This window comes from Dactylosporangium thailandense (assembly GCF_059739745.1).
This window is the reverse complement of the sequence record NZ_AP029195.1, coordinates 939,087-960,299: the sequence shown is the minus strand read 5'-3', so window position 1 is coordinate 960,299 and position 21,213 is coordinate 939,087. Positions and strand designations below refer to the sequence as shown.

Here is a 21,213-nt window from a genome sequence, read left to right as displayed (position 1 = left end):
GCCCTTTCAAAGAGGCACGCATTTCGTTTCGAGGAATAGCGAGAATAGGCAACCGGACATGGCTGGCGCCGACGGGTGAACCGAGGATCACGCTGATCAGGGCGGCCGGAACGCGATGATCCCGGCCTGCGGGCTCCCGTTCAGCACCCACGGCCTCGAGGTCAATCGGCCCCGACGCTCCGGCCGGCCCTCCTCGCTCTCCACCAAATCTGTCGCTTGCGCAAATCAGTTTTCTACGGAAACCTATTGGCATGACAGCCGATGCGGCCCCCGCCGGCAGCGACCCTCGCCGTCTGCGCCGACACACGTGGGCATCCCGTTCGACCACTTCGGCGCGATCTGGCGCCTCGGCGTGCTGATCTACCGGCCGGCTGCAAGCACTCATCGCGCGTGTCGAGACCACCGACACCCCGGAGGACTGATGACCATCGCCCTGACCCGCCGGAACCTGCTCACCACCGCACTCGTCGCCGCGGCCGCCGCGCCGCTGGCCGGCGCCGGCCGCGGGTGGGGGGCCGCGCCCGGCCCAGCCCGGCTCACCCTGCCCCGGCCCACCGGCCCGCACTCGATCGGCACCGCGACCCTGCACCTCGTCGACGGCAAGCGGCAGCTCATGGCCAGCGTCTGGTACCCGGCCGTCGGCGACCTGCGCCGCCACCCGGTCGCCCCGTGGATGGCCGCCACGCCGCTGCGCGCGTTGCTGGCCGACAACGGGTTCGACCCGGACATTGCGGGGCCGCTCACCGCCGGCCACGCGGGCGCCGCGGCGCTGCCCGGCCGGGCGCCCGTCGTCGTGTACTCCCACGGCGCCGGCGGCCACCGCTCCGAGACCACCATCGTGGTGCAGGAGCTGGCCAGCCACGGCTACGTCGTGGTCACCGTCGACCACGCCTACGACTCGTACACCGAGCTGCCCGGCGGCCGCCTCGTCGTCCCCGACGACGACCGGCCGGTCACCCCGTGGGACCACGCCCACGACATCCGGTTCGTCCTCGACCGCGTCGAGGACCTCGCCGCCGGCCGCAACCCCGACGCCGAGCGCCGCCCGCTACCGCCCGGCCTCGGCGCCGCGCTCGACCCTGGCCGCATCGGCATGTTCGGCTGGTCGAAGGGCGCGACCGCCACCGCGCTGGTGATGCACGAGGACCGGCGCGTCCGGGCCGGGCTGAGCTTCGACGGTCCGATGGAGTCCGCGCCGCGGCCCGCCGAGCTCGACCGCCCGTTCATGCTCATGTCCGCGCAGTTCACCCGGGCCGAAGAGCCCGTCGAGGAATTCTGGTCGCTGCTGCACGGCTGGCGGCTCAATGTGCAGGCCGAGGGTGCGCCGCACACCGGGTACTGCGACCACCAGTGGCTGATCCCGCAAGCGGCCCGGAACATGGGCATGAGCGACGAGGAGCTCGAAAACTGGATCGGCACCCTGGACCCGGCGCGGGCGGTGCGCATCCAGCGCGCCTACCCGCTCGCCTTCTTCGATCTGCACCTGCGCGGCCGCCGGCAGCGCCTGCTCGAGGGCCCGAGCACGGCCTTCCCGGAGGTGCGGTTCATGGGCTGACGCCCGACCACGGTACCCAGCCGCCCGGGCTACTCGGGCTCGCGCGTCGAAGATCCGTCGTCGCCGCGCTCCTCGGACTCGCGCCGAGCCAGCGAATCGGGGGCCTTCTCGATCGGGAAGAAGAAGCCCTTCACCGTCGGGGCGAGCGCACCGATCCGGTTCATCTTCTTCGGGACCACCGCGCCCGAGTACTCCAGGCGACGCTCCTGCGGGGCGCGCCGTCCGTCGCCGTCCGACGGGAGCGGCTGGTGGACCTCGACGAAGCGGCCGTCGGACAGGCGGCGGATGATGCCGGTCTCGAGGCCGTGAGCCAGCACCTCGCGGTCGTGCTGCTGCAGGCCCAGCGCGATGCGGTACGACACGTAATAGGCCAGTGCCGGGAGCGTCAGGATGCCGATGCGACCCGCCCAGACCATCGCGTTGAGGCTGATGTGGAACTTGTCCGCCAGCAGGTCATTGCCGCCGGAGATCAGCAGGATCGCGTAGAACGTGATCGCCATCGCGCCGAGCCCGGTGCGGGACGGGTTGTCCCGCGGCCGCTGCAGCAGGTTGTGGACGGCTCTGTCCTTCGAGAGCCGCTGCTCGATGAAGGGATAGAGCATCGGCAATATCGCCATGAGGCCGGGCAGCACGACCGTGGGCCAGAAGATCGGCGGGAGGGTGTACCCGTTGCCGAACAGGGTGAACCGGATCTCCCATCCCGGCATGAGACGGGCCGCGCCGTCGAGGAACATGACGTACCAGTCGGGCTGGCTCGCCGCCGAGACCACCGCGGCCTTGTACGGCCCGTACAGCCAGATCGGGTTGATCTGCACGAGGCCGGCCAGCGCCGCGATCATCGCGAACACGAACATGAAGAAGCCGCCGGACTTGACCGCGAAGCCGGGGAACATCCGCACGCCGACCACGTTCTCGTTGGTCCGGCCGGGGCCGGGCCACTGCGTGTGCTTCTGCTTCACCAGCAGGCCCATGTGGACACTGATGAGCGCGAGCAGCACGGCCGGCACCAGCAGGACGTGCACGATGTACAGCCGGGGAAGGATGATCTCACCCGGGAACTCGCCCCCGAACAGCGAGGTGGTCACCCAGGTGCCGACGATCGGGATCGACAGCACGATGGCGCTGGCGATGCGCAGGCCGGTGCCGGACAGCGCGTCGTCGGGCAGCGAGTAGCCGGCGAAGCCCTCCAGGAAGGCCATCCAGAACAGCAGGATACCGACGATCCAGTTGGCCTCGCGCGGCTTGCGGAACGCGCCGGTGAAGAAGACGCGGAACATGTGCACCACGATCGCGGCCACGAACAGCAGGGCCGACCAGTGGTGCATCTGCCGCATGAACAGGCCGCCGCGGATGTCGAACGAAAGCTGCAACGTCGTGTTGTACGCCTGCGACATGTCCACCCCGCGCATCGGCGGATAGCTGCCGCTGTAGGTCGTCTCGCGCATGGACGGGTCGAAGAACAGCGCGAGGAAGGTACCGCTGAGCAGCAGCATGATGAACGAGTAGAGCGCGATCTCGCCCAGCAGGAACGACCAGTGGTCCGGGAAGACCTTGTTGAACAGGCGACGCAACGGCGTCGCCGCCTGGAAACGCTCGTCGACCGCTCTCGCCGAGTTGGCCGGCAGAGCCCGCAGATCGGTCTTGCGTCGTCTCATGGCAGCTCCCAGAAAGGAGGTCCGGCCGCCCGTGATCCGCAGCCACGACCGGAGGCCGGTGGACTCACCCCTTGCCGGAGTGCACGCCAAGCTGCCGGCCGAACTCCGGATGATCGACCCGTAGCTCGTAGGGCTCGGCGAGCGCCCGCCTGGCGTCCGCCTCCTCTCGGAGGCATTCCTCGGCCTTCTCGCCGATGCCGTGCTGACGGGCCTGCTCGGCGAGGCTCCGTTGCACCTCGAACGGGTTGGCAGCCATGTCGCGCAGCTACCCGCTGCCGCGACGTCCAAGCCCGGGCCGCGCCGCGGAGTTGGGTCACCTCCGGAGGCGCGATCGCCCCGGCCGAGGCCATCACCTTCCGCCGCGGGCGTGGCGGCCCGGGGCGCGCGGCCGGCCGGCTGGCCGGTCACGCCGGCCGCCCAGGCGCTGGTCGCCGAGGTGCCCCGGCTCTGGCCGCACGAGTCGTGGAGCGCGAAGGAGTTTCGCCGTCCGCCGGACGCCGTCTGTTCATGCCCCGTTCCGGCACGGAGCTCACGGCGCGGGACGGCGATCAACGGGCAGGCGGTGCTCGGATCGTAGTGGCCGACACCGCCGGGGTCGACGCCGTCGAGGGGTCGGTGCGGGCGGCCGACAACTGCCTGGACTTCGTACGGTACTCCGGCGAGCCGGGCGTCGGCGCACCGGCGACGAACGACCTGCAGTACGTGCCCTTCGGGCGCGACTCGGCCACCTACGCCGTCACCCGCACGACCAGCGTGCCGCGGGAGCTGAGCACCGCGCGGCTCCGGGCGATCTACTCGTGTCAGGACACCGCCGTACATCCGCTGCTGCCGCCGAAGGGATCGCAGCTGCGTGCGTTGTGGCTGTCGATGCTGTCGATCAGTGAGCCGCAGATCGACCACGACTGCACCTGCGCCGGGACGGTCGCCCGGGACAACGACGCCTCGACTCTGGACAACACGTCGATCGTGCCGTTCTCGACCGCGCAGTACATCTGCCAGCTCGTCCGTGAGCGCAAGGCGGACACCCGCGCGAACGCGGGCCTCGGCGTCATCACCGGGCAGACCGGCGGCACGGGAGCGCCGATCGTTGCCAGTGCCGACCCGATGTACGGCAGCATGGCGGCGGCCGTCCAGCTCGGGTCGGACCTGCCGGCGGCGTTCACCTTCGTGCAGATGCAGCGCGTCTACCGTTGCCTCACCACGACGATCGCCGGGATCCCGGTCACCCCGGCGCTGCCGCCGAAGAACACCGTGCTGCGCGGGTACTGGCTGAACAAGATGGGCATCTGGGAGGAGGACATCACCAACGGCGACTATCCGTGCCTGCGCACGCTGAGCGCTGCGGCCAACGACCTCCGGGCGCTGCCGAACAACACCCTGATGCCGGTCACCATCAGCGAGTACGTCAAGCAGATCCTGGGGCAGAGCACGGACCAGCGGGGCACCGCGGCGCTGGTGCCCATGGGCTCCGACGACGGGGCCGACCCGGCGCCGATCGTGCCCAACCTGGACTACAGCCCCGCGCTGGTCCACACCGTCGGCGTCGGTGTGCCGCGGGCCAAGCTCGCCACCAGCCCGTGGCGGGAGGTGTTCGCCGGCAGCGCGTCGCTGGTCTGCCAGCAGCGGGCGACGATCGAGGCGTTCGGCTTCGCCGCGATGCCGGACGGCACCTGCGGCGGCGGCACCGACACCGGCCAGGACAACCCGTCCGATCGCCGCCTCGCCGGTGTCGGCTCGACCACGACGGCGGCCGTCATGCGTTCGCTCGGCGACGCGGTGCGGCTCGACGGCGCGCCGGTACTCGCCTCGTTCGACAGCTCCGGCAAGACCCCGGTGGCCACCAAGCCGGGGTGCACGAGCTACCGGCCCGTCAACGACATCCAGGGCATCGCGCAGCTCAACGCCGACCATCAGTGCCTCGACTACGTCCGTGTCTCCAACATAGACACCGCGGCGATGCCCGGCGGAGCCTCCCTGGTGTTCGCGCCGTTCGCCTTGGACAGCATCACCTACACCGTCGCCGCGGGCGGCACCGTGCCGCGGACGATGACCAAGGCGCAGCTGCAGTCGGCGTACCGCTGCACGACCGCCGGGGTGACGCCCCTGCTGCCGGGTGCGGGCTCGCAGCTGCGGGTGGACTGGTTGCGATACCTCGGCCTGACCGAGGCCCAGATCAGCGCCGCCACCTGCGTGCGCTCCACCGACGCCGGCGGCGCCCCCATCATCGAGAACGACGGGCGGGTGCTCACCCCGGACGCGATCGTGCCGTTCTCGACGGCGTCCTACGTCGCGCAGGCCGGCACGACGGCGCCGGACCGCCGGGGCCGCGCGGTGCCCGGCAAGGTGAGCGACCCCGCCGGGCCGGGGCCTGTCCGCGCCAACACCGGCGCGTACCCCGACGGCGTGACCTTCGCGGTGCGCGGCGACATCGCGATGCCGCGCCGGCTGTCCTCCAGCCAGCTGTACGCGATCTACACGTGCGCCGACACCAGGTTCACCCCGACGCTGCCGGCCTCGGGCGAGCTCGACAAGGCGTTCGCCGCGCTGCTCAGCTTCGCGACGCTGCCGGCCTCCGACCCGCAACCGTGCGGCTCGGTGCAGCGCGGGTCGAGCACGCCGGCCTCCGCCACCCAGGTCAGCTTCCGGGCGCAGGTGCCGGAGGACGACGGCGGTGTCGTCGGCAGCGGATCGACCCTGACCGCCTGGCACGGCAACTGCAAGGTCACCGGGACCTTCAGCAACGCAACCGACAGCAGCCAGATGGTCATCCGGGCCACGGCCAGCGGCCCACGCTGCCGGGTGCTGATCAACGCCAGGTACTTCGACCAGGCGACCGGCGAGACGCTGGATCCGGACTTCCGCGAGATCGACTTCGCCAACGGCGGCTCGACGACGCTGCTGCACAGCCCGGGTACCCAGGTGTACCAGATCGACGGCCGGTCCAGACTGATCGGTCACTACCTGCGAGACGTGAACATCGGCGTGACCGACGTGTCCGCGGGCGCGCCGTCGGGCAGCTCCTCGGCGAGCATCGTCGGCGCGGGGGCTCCGAGCGTCTACGGCGTGGAACTGCACAGCCCCGGCGGCCAGAACTCCGTCGAGGTGCAGTGGCAGAAGGGCGTCGACCGGAAGGCGTTCCGGATCATGCGGCGGGACGTGCTCACCGAGTCGTCGTACCGGGTCATCGCCGACCTGGAGAACGATCCGTTCGACGGCGAGGACACCATGACGTTCAAGGACGAGACGACGGAACTGCTGCACCAGTACGCGTACAAGGTCGCCAGCCTGTGGCCGCTCGGCGAGATCGTGGGCGAGCCGTCGGTCGAGCTGCGGATCACGCCGTCCTCCGCGCAGCGGGTCAAGCACTACGTCGCGCTCGGCGACTCGTACTCATCGGGCGAAGGCGGGGAGAACTACTTCGGCGGCGACGGTTCCGGCTGTCACCGGTCCAGGGGCAGCTATGCGATGCGACTGACGGATCCGTTCGACAGGGACTACTCGCAGAGCCCGTACCCGAGCGCCGTTGCGCTGTCGCAGCTCGCCACGGACGGCAAGGCACGGGTCGACGTCATCGCCTGCTCGGGCGCGCTGGCCCGCAACGTCATCGCCGATCTCGGGCCGATCGCCCCGATCCCGTACGGCAATCTGACGATCAGCGGCCGGCCCGGCAGCTGGCGGCAGAGCGAGATGGAGCCGTGGCAGTCGCTGTACCGCACGGGCCGGCCAACTGCGCCCTGCTGCACTTCCCGCCGACCACGTCGTGGAACCTCACCGGCGCCGAGATGAACATGATGAACCGGCTCGGCGACCGGTTGAACGGCGTGATCCAGGACGCGGTCACCGCCGCCGGGAACCGGTACGGGCGGATTCGCTACGTCGACGTGCGGCCGCTGTTCGCCGGCCATGGCATGTGCGCCGTGCCGTCGCCGTGGATCCGGGCGCTGTTCCCCGACAACTACAGCAACGAGGCCGCGCACCCCAACTCCGAGGGCTGGTGGCAGGAGGCCGACTTCCTGGCCCGGACGTTCTGGGGCAACGGCCAGGGCTGACGGGACGCCGTCGACGGCCCCGGTTCCGCACACTCGCGGGCCGGGGCCGTCATCGGCGACGCCCGTTGCCGGCAGCCTCATCCGGCACGGTTCAACCCTTGATCGCGCCCGAGGTCATACCGGCGACGATCTGGCGGTTGAAGAACATGAACATCAGCAGCGGCGGGACGGTGATGAGCAGGACGTCCATGAACAGCAGGTTGTACTGGGTGGTGAACTGGCTGGAGAAGTTGTAGAGCGTGAGCTGGACGGTGGCGTTCTGGTCGCCGGGCAGGAAGTACAGCGGGTTGGTGAAGTCGTTGAACACCGCCACCGACTGCACGACGACAACGGTGATGGCGACCGGGCGCAGCAGCGGCAGGACGACCCGGAAGAACAACCGCAGCGGGCCGGCGCCGTCGAGGACGGCGGCCTCGTCGAGCTCGCGCGGAATGCTGGAGATGAAGGCCCGGAACAGCAGGATGCTGAAGGACAGGCCGAAGGCGATCTCGATGAGGATGAGCCCGGGCATGGTCTTGAACAGGCCGAGGTGTTGCAGGACCCAGATGGTGGGCACGACGGCGGGCGGGATGATGAGGCCGGACAGCACCAGGAAGTTGATGACGCCGGTCCACCGGCCGGCCCGGCGTTGCAGCACGAAGGCGACCATGGCGGCGAGCACGACCATGCCGGTGACGCTGGCGACGGTGAGAATGGTGCTGTTGATGAAGGCGATGATGAGCATGTAGTCGCGCGCCTTGACGACCTCGACGAAGTTGTCGACGAGGCGGAAGTGCGACGGCCAGGAGAAGTCCGGCAGCGCCGACTGCTGCCGGTCCTTCAGCGCGTTGACGGCGATGAAGGCGAACGGGACGACGAACACCACGCCGGAGACGAGGATGGCGGCGAGCCCGGTGAGGTGGCGTCTCACTGCTCGACCTCCTTGCGGTTGAGGAACCAGAAGAGCGGCACGATGACGGCGGTGACGACGAGGAACAGCACGACGTTGCCCGCGGTGGACAGACCGTAGAAGCCGGCCTGGTACTGCTTGTAGATCACCGATGCGATGACGTCGGACGTGAAGCCGGGCCCGCCGCGGGTCATCGCCCAGATGAGGTCGAACGAGCGCAGCCCGCCGATCAGCGACAGGATGATCACGGTGACCGTGGCCGGGCGGGCCAGGGGCAGCACGATGTGGCGGAACCGGCCGAACGCGCTCGCCCCGTCGACGGAGGCGGCCTCGAAGTACTCCTGCGGAATCGACACGATGCCGGCGATGTAGATGAGCGTGGCGAGGCCGACGCCTTTCCACACGTCGACCAGGGCCACCGACAGCAGGGCCCACTTCGGGTCGGTGAGCCAGCCCGGGCCGTCGATGCCGAGCGCGCCGAGGGACTGGTTGATGAGCCCGTGCTCGGGGTTCATGAGGACCGTGAACGTGATGCCGACGCCGATCGTGCTGACCAGCACCGGAAAGAACACGACCGAGCGCAGGTAGCCGCGGGCCGGGATCCGCGAGGTCAGCAGCACGGCGAGCAGCAGCCCGAGGACGACCTTGAGCCCGGAGGTCACGACGGCGTAGACGATGGTGTTGGTGAAGCCCTTGACGAGCGCGGGCTCGTCGAAGAACTGGCGGAAGTTGTCGAGGCCGATGAACTCGTGGTCGAACAGGGTCCAGCGCGTGAGGCTGAAGTAGAACGACGCGAACGTCGGCACCAGGAACAGCGTGCCGTAGACGAGCGCGGCCGGCAGGTAGAACCAGTACGGGTACGGGCTCTTGACCGTCGTACGGCGGCGCGGCTCGGCGCCGGTGTGCTCCCCCGCTTCGGCGGGGTGCGGTCGCGTGGTGGTAGTCATGATCGCCGGGGCCTCCTCCGCCCGCACCCGTGGCCCCGCGGTGCGCGGGACCACGGGCAGGGGTCGTTCCTACCAGCCGGGCAGGCCGAGCTGCTGGGCCTGCTTCTTGACGTCCTGGTCGTAGAGGGCCGCGGCGGCGTCGGCCTTGCGGATGCCCGAGCCGACCTCGACGGTGATCTGCTCCAGCGACGGGCCCTTCACCGGCGAGAGGAACTCCAGCGCCGGGCTGTTGGCGCCGCTGTCGAAGTACGGCTGCATGTCCTTGATCGGCGCGGCCACGTCCGGTGCCAGGGCGCAGCCCTTGACGAGGAACGGCCCGTTGGGGGTGCTGGCCTTCGCGATCGCGTCGCAGCCGTCTTTGCTGGCGACGAACTGCAGGAACTTGCGGGCGGCGTCGAGCTTCGCGCCGGTCGTGGTCTTCGGGACGTACACCCCGGCGGGTTCCCACACCGTCAGGCCGTTCTTGGCCGCGTCGTCGCCGGGCAGCGCGAAGAAGCCGACGTCGTTCACCTTGTCCGGCGACTGCGACACGAGGGTGGCGACGGCGAACGTGAGCATCGGGTAATGCGCGCCGGTGCCGTCGGCGAGGTGCTTGATGCCGGCCTCGAGCTTCGTGGAGGCGAAATCCGAGGTGAGGTACCCCTGGTCGTGCACCTCCTGCAGGCGCTGGAAGCTGCGCAGCGCGGCCGGGGTGCTCGCGTACTTGGCCTTGCCGGCGGTGTACTGCTCGGCGAAGTCCGGCTGGGCCGCGGCCACGTTGTGGAAGTCGGCCAGCACGATCAGCTGCGACGTCCAGGTGTCCTGGTAGGTCTGGATCACCGGGGCGATTCCGGCCGCCTTGATCTTGGCGTTGTTGGCCTCGAAATCGGCCCAGGTCTTGGGCACCTGGAGGCCGAGCTTGGCGTACACGGCCTTGTTGTAGAGGATGCCGCCGCCGGTCGCCCCGCCGAACGGCACGCCGTAGAGCTTGCCGCCGGCCGAGACCGTCGACGTGAACGTCTTGTCGAGGTCGCCGACGTAGGGCTGGTCGTCCAGCGGTACCAGGTTCTGCTCGGGCTTGATCGCGGCGAACAGGGAGCCGGAGTTGTACATGAAGACGTCGCTCATGTCCCCGGTGGACAGCCGGGTCTTGACGATGTTGTCGCCCTCGGTGCCCTGCGGGCGGGTCTCGACCTTCACGGTCACGCCGGTGTTCTTGGCGTTGAAGGCGTCGGCCAGGCCCTGGGCGGTCTTGAGCGAGGAGTCCGAGTTGTCGGCGAGGAACGAGATGGTGCTACCGGAGCCGCTGTCGCTCGAGCCGAGATCGCCCGCGCTGCAGCCGCTGAGCACCAGGGCGCCGACCGCGAATGCCGCCAGCGCGCCGATGCGCCGGCGCGGCAAGACTCTTCTCATGTTCGGGTCCTCCGTTTTCAACGCGATGGGGGGGTGTGTGCGGTGGGGGTGTCAGCCGTTCGCGTCCTGCGCGAACGGGTGGACGACGGGGACGGGAGACGGATCGTCCCCGGCGTCACGGAACGAGCAGCTGAAGGTGTGCGCGCCGGACCCGACCTCGACCGGGTCCCCGGCGGGTAGCTCGACAACCGCCGTGACGCCGGGCGGCAGGGTGATGTCGGCTGTGAGGATGCCGCCGGCCCGTCGCCAGGCGACCCTGATCGGCCCGTACGGGCTGTCGTGCGTGGCCTCGGCATGGGCGAGGCCGCCGCCGGGGCGGGGCCGGACGGCGACGCGGCGGTACCCGGGCGCGGCCGGCGCCAGCCCGGCGACGGTGCGGTGCAGCCAGTCGGCGACGGCGCCGAAGGCGTAGTGGTTGAACGAGGTCATGTCGCCCGGGTTGACGGTGCCGTCGGGCAGCATGCTGTCCCAGCGCTCCCACATCGTGGTCGCGCCCATCGTGATCGGGTACAGCCACGACGGGCACTCCCGCTGCAGCAGCAGGTGGTACGCGGAGTCCTCGGCGCCCACGCCGGTGAGCGCGTCGCAGATCAGTGGCGTGCCGGCGAACCCGGTGCCGACGTGGTGGCCCTCCGCCTCGACCAGCTCGACGAGCCGGCGCCCGGCCCGTTCCCGCTGCTCGTCCTTGGCCAGCATTCCCGCGGTCAGCGCCATCGCGTACGCGGTCTGCGCGTCGCTGGCCAGCCGCCCGCTCGGCGTCACGTACTCGTCGTGGAACGCCTCCGTGACGGCGTTGGCGTGCGCCGTGTACCGCGCCTGGTCGGCTCGTTCGCCGAGGACCCCGGCGATCTCGGCCAGCCGGCGCGCGCTGTGCGCGTGGGCGGCCGTGGCCACGAGGTGCGGGTCGGTGCGCGCCGCCGCCGGGCTCTCGGGCGGGGCGGCCGGGTCGAGCCAGTCGCCGAACTGGAAGCCGGAGTCCCAGCGGCGGTGCTCGCCGGACAGCTCGGCGACCTGATCGACCCAGGCCCGCATGCTGTCGTACTGCGTCCGCAGCACCCCCGCGTCGCCGAAGCGCTCGTGCAGCACGTGCGGCGCGACGACGGCGACATCGCCCCACACCGCGGCCGGCATCGGCGGCCCGAGCAGCTCCAGCCACGGGACGTAGAACGGCACGGTGCCGAGCTCGGCCTGCTCCGCCGCGAGGTCGGCCAGCCACGACGTCAGCAGCCCGGCGCAGTCGTAGAGGAACGACGCGGTGGGCGCGAACACCGCCAGGTCGCCGGTCCAGCCGAGCCGCTCGTCGCGCTGCGGGCAGTCGGTCGGCACGTCGAGGAAGTTGCCGCGCATGCTCCACACCACGTTGTCGTGCAGACGGTTGAGCAGCGGATCGGAGCACGTGAACCAGCCGGTGCGGGCCATGTCGGTGTGGCAGACGACGGCCCGCACGTCCATGACGCCGAGCTCGCCGGGCCAGCCGCTCACCTCCGCGTACCGGAACCCGTGCACGGTGAACCGCGGCTCCCACTCCTCCGTCCCGCCGCCGCGCAGGACGTACTCGTCGCGGGCGGCCGCCTCGCGCAACGGCCTGAGATAGAGCTCGCCGTCCTGCAGTACCTCGGCGTGGCGCAGCACGACGACGTCGCCGGCGTTGCCGCGCACCCGGATCCGAAGCCGGCCGGTGATGTTCTGCCCGAAGTCGAGGATCGCGCGCCCGTCGCGCGTCACCGTCACCGTGGCCGGGTTCAGGGTCTGCGTCCGGCGGACCGGGGGGCCGTCCGGGGCGACGAGGCGGGCGGCGTCGAACGGCAGCTCCTCCACCGGCGACCAGGCGGCGTCGTCGAACCCGGGAGCCGACCAGCCTCGCTGTTCGAGGCGGGCGTCGTAGCGCTCACCGTCGTAGAGGCCGGTCGCGGTGATCGGCCCGGGCGCCGACCGCCATCGCCCGTCCGAACCGATCACGTGCCGGGATCCGTCCGCGCAGCACACCTCCAGCTGGGCGAGCAGGCCCGTGCGGTCGCCGTAGACCGCGCGGCGACCGCCCCGGAAGCCCAGGCGCCCCCGGTACCAGCCGTCGGCGAGCCACGCGCCGATCACGTTCGCGCCTTCGGTGAGGTGACCGGTGACGTCGAACGTCTGGTACCGGAGCCGGTGCCGGTAGCTGGTCCACCCCGGCGCGAGCACATGGTCGCCGACGGCCCGGCCGTTGAGCTCGATCTCGTAGACGCCGTGCGCGGTCACGTAGAGCCGGGCGGACACGACCCGCGCCGGGAGGCGGAAGTCCCGGCGCAGCAGGACGGCAGGCCCGTCGGCGTCCGCCGGCAGCGGCAGCCGCGCGGCGATCATCGCGGCCGTCCAGTCCGCCGGGTCCAGCAGACCCGCCTCCACGACCAGCGCATCGCTCCACGGCGACGGCTCGTCCGCGCCGGCACCCCACACGCGAACGCGGACGGACCGCCGCTCCCGGGACGCCAGCGCGGCGGCGGGCCACGCCACCAGAACCTGCTCGGCCGAGGCGACCCGCCCAGAGGTGAACCCGGCCTCGGCGTCGTCCAGGCCGCGCACGGCGATCTCGTACGCGGCCTGGCTCCAGTCCTCGCCGCCGTGCTCCACCCGCCAGGACAGCCGGGGCGTCCTCGTGCCGATGCCGAGGGGCTCGCGGTGATGGTCGGCCCGCAGACCGGCGACACGCAGGGACACGTGAACTCCTGAAACGATTCAAAAGTGGAACGACGCGACTGTCGGCGCCGGGCGCGACGAGGGGGTGTGTGCGGCCCGGGCATGCAGAGTTGCAGCCATGTTTCGTAGAGCGTTCTCCATTGTTGTGGCGGTCACAGAGGCTGTCAAGGCCGACGTTCAGCTCCTATCCGTAGATCAGTTTTCACCGCGTGCCGCGAGGAACGATCCGATCCGTCAGCTCGCTACACTTCGCTTGCTGTAATACGTTCTACAAGGGAGGCACTGGATGGCTGCCGCGGAGCCGCTGCCCCGACGCGCCACCATCACCGACGTCGCCAAGCGGGCGAACGTCTCGACGGCGGCCGTGTCGAAGGTGCTGCGCAACGCCTACGGCGTCAGCCCGGCCATGCAGGAACGCGTCCGCGCCGCCATGGCCGAACTCGACTACCGGCCGCACGCGGCCGCCCGCGGCATGCGCGGCCAGACGTACACCATCGGTGTCGTGATCCCCGACCTGCGCAACCCGTTCTTCCCCGAGCTCGTCGAGGGTGTGGCCGGCCACCTCGACAGCACCGACTACCAGGCCGTGCTCGGCCCGGGCGGCAGCACCGCCGAGTCGCAGTCGCGCATCATCGACGCACTCATCGACCGGCGGGTCGACGGCCTCATCATGATCGCCCCGGTGCTGCCCCGCAGCCGCCTGGAGCAGACCGCGCGCACCGTGCCGGTCGTCGTCATCGGCAGGCACGGCAAGTCGGCCGACTACGACGGCGTGGTCGATGACGACCTGGTCGGCGCCGGGCTTGTCGTGGACCACCTCGCCGACCTCGGCCACCGGCGCATCGCCCACATCGAACACCGCGACACGGCCCGCGGCATCCCGACCACCATGCCGCAGACGGTCCGCGCCGAGGGCTACCGCCAGGCGATGCGGCGCCGCGGCCTGGAGGCCGAGATCGACATCGTCGCCTCCACCTACAGCGAGGCCGGCGGCTACACCGCCGCCGTCGAGCTGCTCGCCCGCCCGGTCCGCCCCACCGCAATCTTCGCCGGCGCCGACGTCGCCGCCATCGGCGTCCTCAACGCCGTGCACGAGGCCGGCCTGCGCATCCCCGAGGACCTCTCGGTCGCCGGCTACGACAACACCACCGTGGCCGCGATGGGCCCCATCTCGCTGACGAGCATCGACCAGGACGGCCACCTCATGGGCGACAACGCGGCCCGCCTGCTGCTCGAACGCATCGAACGCAAGCGCGACCGCGCCGTCCTGCTGTCCTTCTCCCCCACCCTCGTCGCCCGTCGCAGCACCGCCGCCCCGCGCGCGTAGCCGGGCGCCGGGCGGGCCACGGTGCGGCCGGTCAGCGGCGGGCGGACCGGTTGCGCAGGAACTGACCCAGCCCGTCGCCGTCCTCGATGGCGATGAACGCGCCCCGGACGCTGAAGAGCACCTCTTCGCCGTGCTCGGTGCAGCCCCAGACCGAGTCGCCCCAGGAATCGGTGAGTTTGACCTGGGCGGCGGCACCGCACGGGGCCCCACCGGCCTGGCCGACCTGGCAGCGCTCCGGGGCACCCCCGCGCTGGCTGACGGCCTCCGCCGCGCGCTGGATGAGCCCGAACTTGGCCTCGGCGCCGGTGGCCGCCTGGCGATCGGCCTCAGGAACGGCGGTGCGCTGGCCGAGGAGCACGACGTTGCCGTCCGGATCCTGCACGCGGGCCTCGCCGCCGGGAGCGTGGTCCGGGTAGCCGATGCGCTCGGCCGGATGGCCGGCGTCGGCGAGGCTCTGGAGGGTCCTCTCGAGGTTGTCGACGTAGAAGTACACCAGCAGCGGCAGCTCGACGGTGATCAGCCGCGGCTGGACGGCGGCCAGGAGGATGGCGAGCTCGCCGCTGCGCATGTGGCGCCAGCTGGCGGCCGCGTCTGCGCCGGAGCGCAGGACGGACCAGCCCAGCGACGTATAGAACGCCTGGGATCGCTCGATGTCGGCGACGTACAGCACCGGCACCGACGCCTCAACCGTTGGCAGCACGGCCGAGACTGTACAGCCCGCCGCCGGCAACCGCCGAGCCGTCCGGCCGCCGTGATCCAACCGATATGTATTTGTCGGCCGGCAACGATACCGTGCCGCCGCTGGCGCATGCTGCGACACGCCCCGCTCACGCGGCCGGACTACTCGTGGAATCGGGTCCGGCGCTCGCGCAGGACCCGATCGAGTGCCGCCCGGCCCGCCGGACCCCAGGCCGGCTTGCCGCCGGGCAGCCCGCGGTCCCCGTTCTGGCCCATCAGCATCAGGAAGAGGCTCTTCACGACGGCCAGCCCGCGGGCGCGCCGGACCGACGCCTCGTCAGCCTCCGCGTACGCGGCGAAGAAGCGCGCGGCCGCGCCCGCCGGCAGCAGGACCCAGGCGGCCGCCAGGTCCGACGCCGGGTCGCCGGCGAACAGTTCGCCGAAGTCGACCACGCCCGCCAGCGTCCCGTCCGCGACGACGACGTTCGCGGGATGCAGGTCGCCGTGCACCCACACCGGCGGACCCGCCCACGCGGGGGCCGCGACGGCGTCGTCCCAGACGGCCCGGACGTCGGCGGCGTCGGAACCGATCGCGTCGGCGTCCACGGCGTGGAAGAACCGCTCGAAGCCGTCCGTGCAGTCCTTGGGGTGCGCGCCGCGGCCCGGGTCGGCCGGTGCGTCGGCGGGCGCCGCCACGTGCAGCGCCCGGAGGAACGCCGCCAGGGTGCCGGCCGCGTGCTCGCCGCGGGTGATCGACCCGTGGTCCAGCGGCAGGCCCGGAACCCACGTCATGACCGTCCACATCTTGGGACAGCGCTCGGAGGGTGTACCACTGCGCACCGGGACGGGGATCGGCAGCGGCAGGCGCGGGGCGAGCAGCGGCAGCCACCGGCGCTCCTTGAGCTGGCGATCGGGGTCGGTGTCCATGCGCTGGATCCGCACGGCCAGTTCGTCGCCGAGGCGCCACATCTGGTTGCCCCAGCCGCCGTCCACCTCGCGGAGGGGCAGCTCGGCCAGGTCCGGATGCTGGTCCCGCAGCAGGTCGCGGATGAGGCCCGCGGAGAACTCGGTCTCGGTCCCGGTCATGCGGAGTAACCGTACCGGGTTCGACCACGGCCACGCTGTCCGCCGACCCTTTCAGGTCCGCCACGAATACACGAACGCCTCGCCCGGGCCGATGGGCCCGGGCGAGGCGGGTGTTGCGTGCGTGCGGGTCAGACCGCCGGTACGGTGACCGCCAGGACGTCCCAGTTCGCCGCGGCGACGCTGACGATGGCGCGGCCCGGCACGCTGACCACGGTCGGGCTCACCAGCATGGTGGTCGTGCCGGTCCCGGCCATGCCGAACATGTTGCAGCCCCAGACCAGCATCGATCCGTCGGCCCGCACCGCGTACGTGACCGGCGCGTTGTCGTTCTCCACGTCGACGATCTTCGGCTCACCGGCCGGGCGGACCAGCTCCGTCGGCACCGCCACGCCGCCCGACACGCCGAGCGGGGTGAGCTGGTACTGCGTGTTGTCCCCCCACAGGTACAGCCGGCCGTCCCCGGTCAGCGCGGACATCGCCGAAATGCCGGCCGAGATGTCCACCACGTCGCTGCCCGGGCCGAGATCGGTGACCTGCACCGGCACGTACGCCGAGGTCGTCGAGTTCAGCGGGCCGTACGGCCGGCCGAGCGCACGCGCCTCGCCGCCGCAGGAGAGCACCGCACCGTCGCCGCGCCGGAACAGGGCCACGCCGCCGGCGACCGCGATCTGCCGGATGTCGCTGAGCCCCGCCACCGGCGTCGCGAACGGCGTCGTGCCCGCCAGCGCGCCGTCGCACTTCACCGCGCCCCAGGCGGTGACGGTGCCGTCGGCCATCAGCGCGTACGTCGCCTCGACGCCCGACTCGACGTCCACCGCGCCGGTCAGCGGCAGGCCCGGCGCGGTCAGCACCCGCTCCGGATACGCCCGGACGCTGCCCGTCGAGCCGTCGCCGAGCTGCCGGTTCACGTTCGAGCCCCAGGCGACCACCGTGCCGTCGGCCAGCACCGCCGCGATGGCGCTTTCCATGTGTACCGCGACGTCGACGACATCCGTGAGCGTGCCCACGCCGCCGATGCCGAGCACCGGCGCCGCGGGGCGCGTGCTCGCGATCGTGGAACCGTTGCCGAGGGCGGAGTTGAGGTTGTACCCCCAGGACAGCAACCGCCCGTCGGCCAGCCGGGCGTAGCCCGCTCGGCCGCCGCTCTGCAGCTGCACGACGTCGCCCGGCAGGGCCGCCCGCTGTGGACTGTTGTACTGCGCCGCCCCCGTACCGGCACCGGCCTGGCCGAAGGTGTTGGCGCCCCAGCCGTACGCGACACCCGGCTCGGAGCCGCCGGCCGCGTAGCCCGGCGCCGCGCCGAAGGCCAGCGACGAACCGACCGCGACGACGGCACCGGCGACGCCGATCAGCGCCTTGGACCTCATCATGTTCCCCACATCCTGTCCGGAAAAGATTGATCATTGGCGATTGCGTCTGACAGGAAGCAGGTTGCGGGCCGCCTCTTGGAGCTGACTTGTCCCCCGCCCAAGGCTGACTTGGAACACAGCGTCACTTCCGCGACACTCCAGAAGCCGGGCGGCGGTCCATAGTGGATCGTGATGAGCGCCGGGCTCCTGCGACGGGCTACGGCGCCGCGAATCAGAAGTCGTCGTCGAAGGAAACGGTGCCGGTGACGCCGACCTGGTAGGCCGAGACGCGGCGCTCGAAGAAGTTCGACAGCTCCTGCACGTCCTGCAGTTCCATGAAGGCGAAGGGGTTGCGGCTGCCGTACAGCGGCCCGATCCCCAGCAGCGCGAGCCGCCGGTCGGCGACGTGCTGCAGGTACTCGCGCATGTCGGCCAGGGACATGCCCGAGACACCCTGCCCGAGCAGGTCCGCGGCGAACTGGACCTCGCACTCGACGGCCTCGGCGAGCATGTCGCGCACCTGCGCCGCCATCGTGTCGTCGAACAGGTCCGGCTCCTCCGAGCGGACGGTCTGCACCACGTCGAAGGCGAACGCCATGTGCATGGACTCGTCGCGGAACACCCAGTTGGTGCCCGAGGCGAGGCCGTGCAGCAGGCCGCGGGAGCGCAGGTAGTACACGTAGGCGAAGGCGCCGTAGAAGAACAGGCCCTCGATGCACGCCGCGAAGCAGATCAGGTTGAGCAGGAACGCCCGGCGGTCGTCGCGGGTCTTGAGCTCCCGCAGCTCGCCGAGGGAGTCGATCCAGCGGAAGCAGAACTCGGCCTTGCGGGCGATCGACGGGATGTTCTCCACCGCCGCGAACGCCGCGAACCGCTCGGCCTCGTCGGGCACGTAGGTGTCGAGCAGGTTCAGGTAGAACTGGACGTGCACGGCCTCCTCGAACAGCTGCCGGGACAGGTACAGCCTTCCCTCGGGCGAGTTCACGTGCTGGTACAGGTTCAGGACGAGGTTGTTGGCGACGATCGTGTCACCGGTGGCGAAGAAGGCGACCAGACGCGAGACCAGGTGCCGCTCGGCCGGGGTGAGCCTGGCCAGGTCGGGCAGGTCGCTGTGCAGGTCCACCTCCTCGACGGTCCACGTGTTCTTGATGGCGTCCTTGTACCGGTCGAAGAAGTGCGGGTACCGCATGGGCCGCAGCGTCAGGTTCATGCCGGGGTCGAGGAGGCTCACTGGCACGCCTCGCACGACTCGGGGTTCTCCAGCGAGCACGCGACCGCCTCGGCGGCGGGCGCGATGATCGACACCGTCGCCTGCTGGATTCGGGTGGCCGGCCGGGATCGCAGGTAGTACGTCGTCTTCAGGCCGGACTTCCACGCGTGCAGGTACATCGAGGACAGCTTCCCGATCGTGGGCGCGCTCATGAACAGGTTCAGCGACTGCGACTGGTCGATGAAGGGCGCCCGGGCCGCGGCGAGATCGATGAGCGAGCGCTGCGGCAGCTCCCACGCCGTGCGGTACAGCTCCCGCACGTCCGCCGGCAGCTCCCCGAGGTCCTGCACGGAGCCCTCGGCCCGCTTGATCCGCTCCCGGATCGGCGCCGTCCACAGCGCGCGGGCCTTGAGCTCCCGGACCAGGTACGAGTTGATCTGCAGGAACTCCCCCGACATCGTCTCGCGCTTGAACAGGTTGGACACCTGCGGCTCGATGCACTCGTAGCAGCCCGCGATCGAGGCGATGGTCGCGGTCGGCGCGATCGCGATGAGCAGCGAGTTGCGCAGGCCGTGTTCGGCGATCTGTGTGCGCAACGCCGCCCAGCGCTCGCCGTCCGTGCTCATGCCCCAGAGGTCCGGGTGCAGCACGCCGGACGCCGCGCGGGTCTCGGCGTACGCCGGGTGCGGGCCGAACCGCGCGGCCAGTTCCGCGGACGTCTCCAGCGCGGTGAGGAAGATTTCTTCCTGCACCCTTGTGGACAACTCGCGCGCGGCCGCGGAGTCGAACGGTAGCTTCAGCGCGAAGAAGGCGTCCTGCAGGCCCATCAGGCCGAGACCGACCGGCCGCCACCGCGGGTTCGACGCGCCCGCCTGCTGCGAGGGGTAGTAGTTGATGTCGATGACGCGATCGAGGAACACCACGGCGGTGCGGACCGTCTCACGCAGCCGCTCCCAGTCGACGCCGGCGGCGCTCACGTGCGCGCCGAGGTTGATCGAGCCGAGGTTGCACACGGCGGTCTCGCCGTCGCTGTTGACCTCGACGATCTCGGTGCACAGGTTGGACAGGTGGATGGTGTTACCCGGCGCCCCCGTCTGATTCGACAGCGCGTTGGAGCGGTCCTTGAACGTCATCCAGCCGTTGCCGGTCTGCGCGAGGGTGCGCATCATCTTCCCGTAGAGCTCGCGGGCCTTCACCGTGCGCACGGCGCGCTTCTCCGCGGCCCGGTAGGCCTCGTCGAAGTCGGCGCCGAACAGGTCCGGCAGCTCGGGCGCGTCGGACGGGTCGACCAGCGACCAGTCGGCGTCGGCCTCGACCCGGCGCATGAACTCGTCCGGCAGCCAGTTGGCCAGGTTGAGGTTGTGCGTGCGGCGGGCCTCCTCGCCGGTGTTGTCCCGCAGCTCGAGGAACTCCTCGATGTCCGGGTGCCACGGCTCCAGATACACGCACGCCGCGCCCTTGCGCCGCCCGCCCTGGTTCACCGCGGCGACACCCGCGTCCAGCGTCTTCAGGAAGGGCACGATCCCGTTGGATTTCCCGTTGGTACCGCGAATCAGCGCGCCCCGCCCGCGCACGCGCGACCAGGAGATGCCGATGCCGCCGGAGAACTTCGAGAGCTTGGCGACCTGGTGATACCGCTCGTAGATCGAGTCGAGCTCGTCCTTCGGCGAGTCCACAAGGAAGCACGAGGACATCTGCGTGTGCCGGGTGCCGGAGTTGAACAGCGTCGGCGAGGACGGCAGGTATGCGAGGGACGACATGAGCCGGTAGAAGCCGATCGCCTCGCCCGGCGTCTGCGAGAGCCCGCAGGCGACGCGGAGCAGCCAGTACTGGGGCGTCTCGACGACGAGGCGGGTCTCGGGGTGGCGCAGCAGGTAGCGGTCGGCGACGGTGCGCAGGCCGAAGTACTCGAAGCGCAGGTCCCCGCCGAGATCGACGGCATCGTCGAGCTTGCGGGCGTTCGCGGCGACGAACGCGGCCGTCTCGTCGCCGATCAGGCCCAGCTGGTGGCCGTAGCGGATCGACTGGCTGAAGCTCGCGACCGCCTGCCCGCGGACCTCCTTGTCCACGAACGCCGCGAGGAGCCGGGCGGCGAGCCTGGAATACTGCGGCTCCTCGCCGATCAGCTCGGCCGCGGTCTGGATCGACAGCCGGTCCAGCTCGGCCGTCGTGGCCCCGTCGTAGAGGCCGCTGATCGTCTTCGTGGCGACCCGCAGCGGGTCGATCTCGTCGAGGTCGGCGACCCACCGCTCGACCGCCTTGACGATCTTGTTGACGTCGACCGGTTCCAGATCACCGTTGCGCTTGCGGACCTGCATCGCGTGCCGCCGCTGCTCCGGCGCGGCCGCGTCCTGCGTGACCGTCATGAGTCCCCCTCGTCACCCGTGGTTGGCGCACAGG

At 71.0% G+C, this 21,213-nt stretch carries 15 protein-coding genes; 4 read left to right on the top strand and 11 right to left on the bottom strand.

Going from position 1 to position 21,213, the window contains the following annotated elements:
* Positions 1–421: 421 nt before the first annotated feature.
* The gene (locus AC6JBM_RS04050; protein ID WP_497982271.1) at positions 422–1,555 is read left to right on the top strand and encodes an alpha/beta hydrolase family protein; all 1,134 of its coding nucleotides are present in this window, start codon (positions 422–424) and stop codon (positions 1,553–1,555) included.
* Between the two features lie 29 nt (positions 1,556–1,584).
* Here the strand turns inward: AC6JBM_RS04050 and qcrB are convergent, their stop codons facing one another.
* Positions 1,585–3,210 (bottom strand): cytochrome bc1 complex cytochrome b subunit, encoded by a 1,626-nt coding sequence (gene qcrB / locus AC6JBM_RS04045; protein ID WP_497982270.1) that lies wholly within the window; start codon positions 3,208–3,210, stop codon positions 1,585–1,587.
* A 64-nt stretch (positions 3,211–3,274) separates the two neighbouring features.
* Positions 3,275–3,466, bottom strand: coding sequence for a hypothetical protein (locus AC6JBM_RS04040; RefSeq protein ID WP_497982269.1), 192 nt, complete (start codon positions 3,464–3,466; stop codon positions 3,275–3,277).
* Between the two features lie 320 nt (positions 3,467–3,786).
* Here AC6JBM_RS04040 and AC6JBM_RS04035 point away from each other — a divergent pair, with 320 nt between their 5' ends.
* Positions 3,787–6,996, top strand: coding sequence for a hypothetical protein (locus AC6JBM_RS04035; protein ID WP_497986771.1), 3,210 nt, complete (start codon positions 3,787–3,789; stop codon positions 6,994–6,996).
* A complete protein-coding gene (locus AC6JBM_RS04030) occupies positions 6,906–7,259 on the top strand; it encodes a hypothetical protein (protein ID WP_497982268.1) in 354 nt (117 codons plus the stop codon). The genes AC6JBM_RS04035 and AC6JBM_RS04030 overlap by 91 nt, the downstream gene beginning before the upstream one ends.
* A 91-nt stretch (positions 7,260–7,350) precedes the next feature.
* Here the strand turns inward: AC6JBM_RS04030 and AC6JBM_RS04025 are convergent, their stop codons facing one another.
* The 4 genes from AC6JBM_RS04025 to AC6JBM_RS04010 form a co-directional block, all read right to left on the bottom strand.
* On the bottom strand, positions 7,351–8,169 hold the full coding sequence (locus tag AC6JBM_RS04025; RefSeq protein WP_497982267.1) for a carbohydrate ABC transporter permease: 819 nt from the start codon (positions 8,167–8,169) through the stop codon (positions 7,351–7,353).
* Positions 8,166–9,095 carry a carbohydrate ABC transporter permease gene (locus AC6JBM_RS04020; RefSeq protein WP_497982266.1) on the bottom strand — a complete coding sequence of 310 codons (930 nt, stop codon included), beginning with the start codon at positions 9,093–9,095 and terminating at the stop codon, positions 8,166–8,168. The genes AC6JBM_RS04025 and AC6JBM_RS04020 overlap by 4 nt, the downstream gene beginning before the upstream one ends.
* Before the next feature lie 69 nt (positions 9,096–9,164).
* Positions 9,165–10,487 carry an ABC transporter substrate-binding protein gene (locus tag AC6JBM_RS04015; protein WP_497982265.1) on the bottom strand — a complete coding sequence of 441 codons (1,323 nt, stop codon included), beginning with the start codon at positions 10,485–10,487 and terminating at the stop codon, positions 9,165–9,167.
* 51 nt (positions 10,488–10,538) lie between these two features.
* Positions 10,539–13,184, bottom strand: coding sequence for a family 78 glycoside hydrolase catalytic domain (locus AC6JBM_RS04010; protein ID WP_497982264.1), 2,646 nt, complete (start codon positions 13,182–13,184; stop codon positions 10,539–10,541).
* Between the two features lie 265 nt (positions 13,185–13,449).
* On the opposite strand from AC6JBM_RS04010, the gene AC6JBM_RS04005 reads away from it, so the two are divergent.
* Positions 13,450–14,490 (top strand): LacI family DNA-binding transcriptional regulator, encoded by a 1,041-nt coding sequence (locus tag AC6JBM_RS04005; RefSeq protein ID WP_497982263.1) that lies wholly within the window; start codon positions 13,450–13,452, stop codon positions 14,488–14,490.
* Positions 14,491–14,521: 31 nt separating this feature from the next.
* Here the strand turns inward: AC6JBM_RS04005 and AC6JBM_RS04000 are convergent, their stop codons facing one another.
* The 5 genes from AC6JBM_RS04000 to AC6JBM_RS03980 form a co-directional block, all read right to left on the bottom strand.
* Positions 14,522–15,190 (bottom strand): VOC family protein, encoded by a 669-nt coding sequence (locus AC6JBM_RS04000; RefSeq protein ID WP_497982262.1) that lies wholly within the window; start codon positions 15,188–15,190, stop codon positions 14,522–14,524.
* A gap of 140 nt (positions 15,191–15,330) precedes the next feature.
* Positions 15,331–16,254: a phosphotransferase gene (locus AC6JBM_RS03995; RefSeq protein ID WP_497982261.1), complete on the bottom strand. Its 924-nt coding sequence runs from the start codon at positions 16,252–16,254 to the stop codon at positions 15,331–15,333.
* A 128-nt stretch (positions 16,255–16,382) separates the two neighbouring features.
* Positions 16,383–17,624, bottom strand: coding sequence for an RCC1 domain-containing protein (locus AC6JBM_RS03990; RefSeq protein WP_497982260.1), 1,242 nt, complete (start codon positions 17,622–17,624; stop codon positions 16,383–16,385).
* Positions 17,625–17,835: 211 nt separating this feature from the next.
* Positions 17,836–18,813 carry a ribonucleotide-diphosphate reductase subunit beta gene (locus tag AC6JBM_RS03985; protein WP_497986408.1) on the bottom strand — a complete coding sequence of 326 codons (978 nt, stop codon included), beginning with the start codon at positions 18,811–18,813 and terminating at the stop codon, positions 17,836–17,838.
* A gap of 17 nt (positions 18,814–18,830) precedes the next feature.
* Complete coding sequence (locus tag AC6JBM_RS03980; protein ID WP_497982259.1) at positions 18,831–21,179, bottom strand: ribonucleoside-diphosphate reductase subunit alpha; 2,349 nt, start codon at positions 21,177–21,179, stop codon at positions 18,831–18,833.
* Between the last annotated feature and the right edge of the window lie 34 nt (positions 21,180–21,213).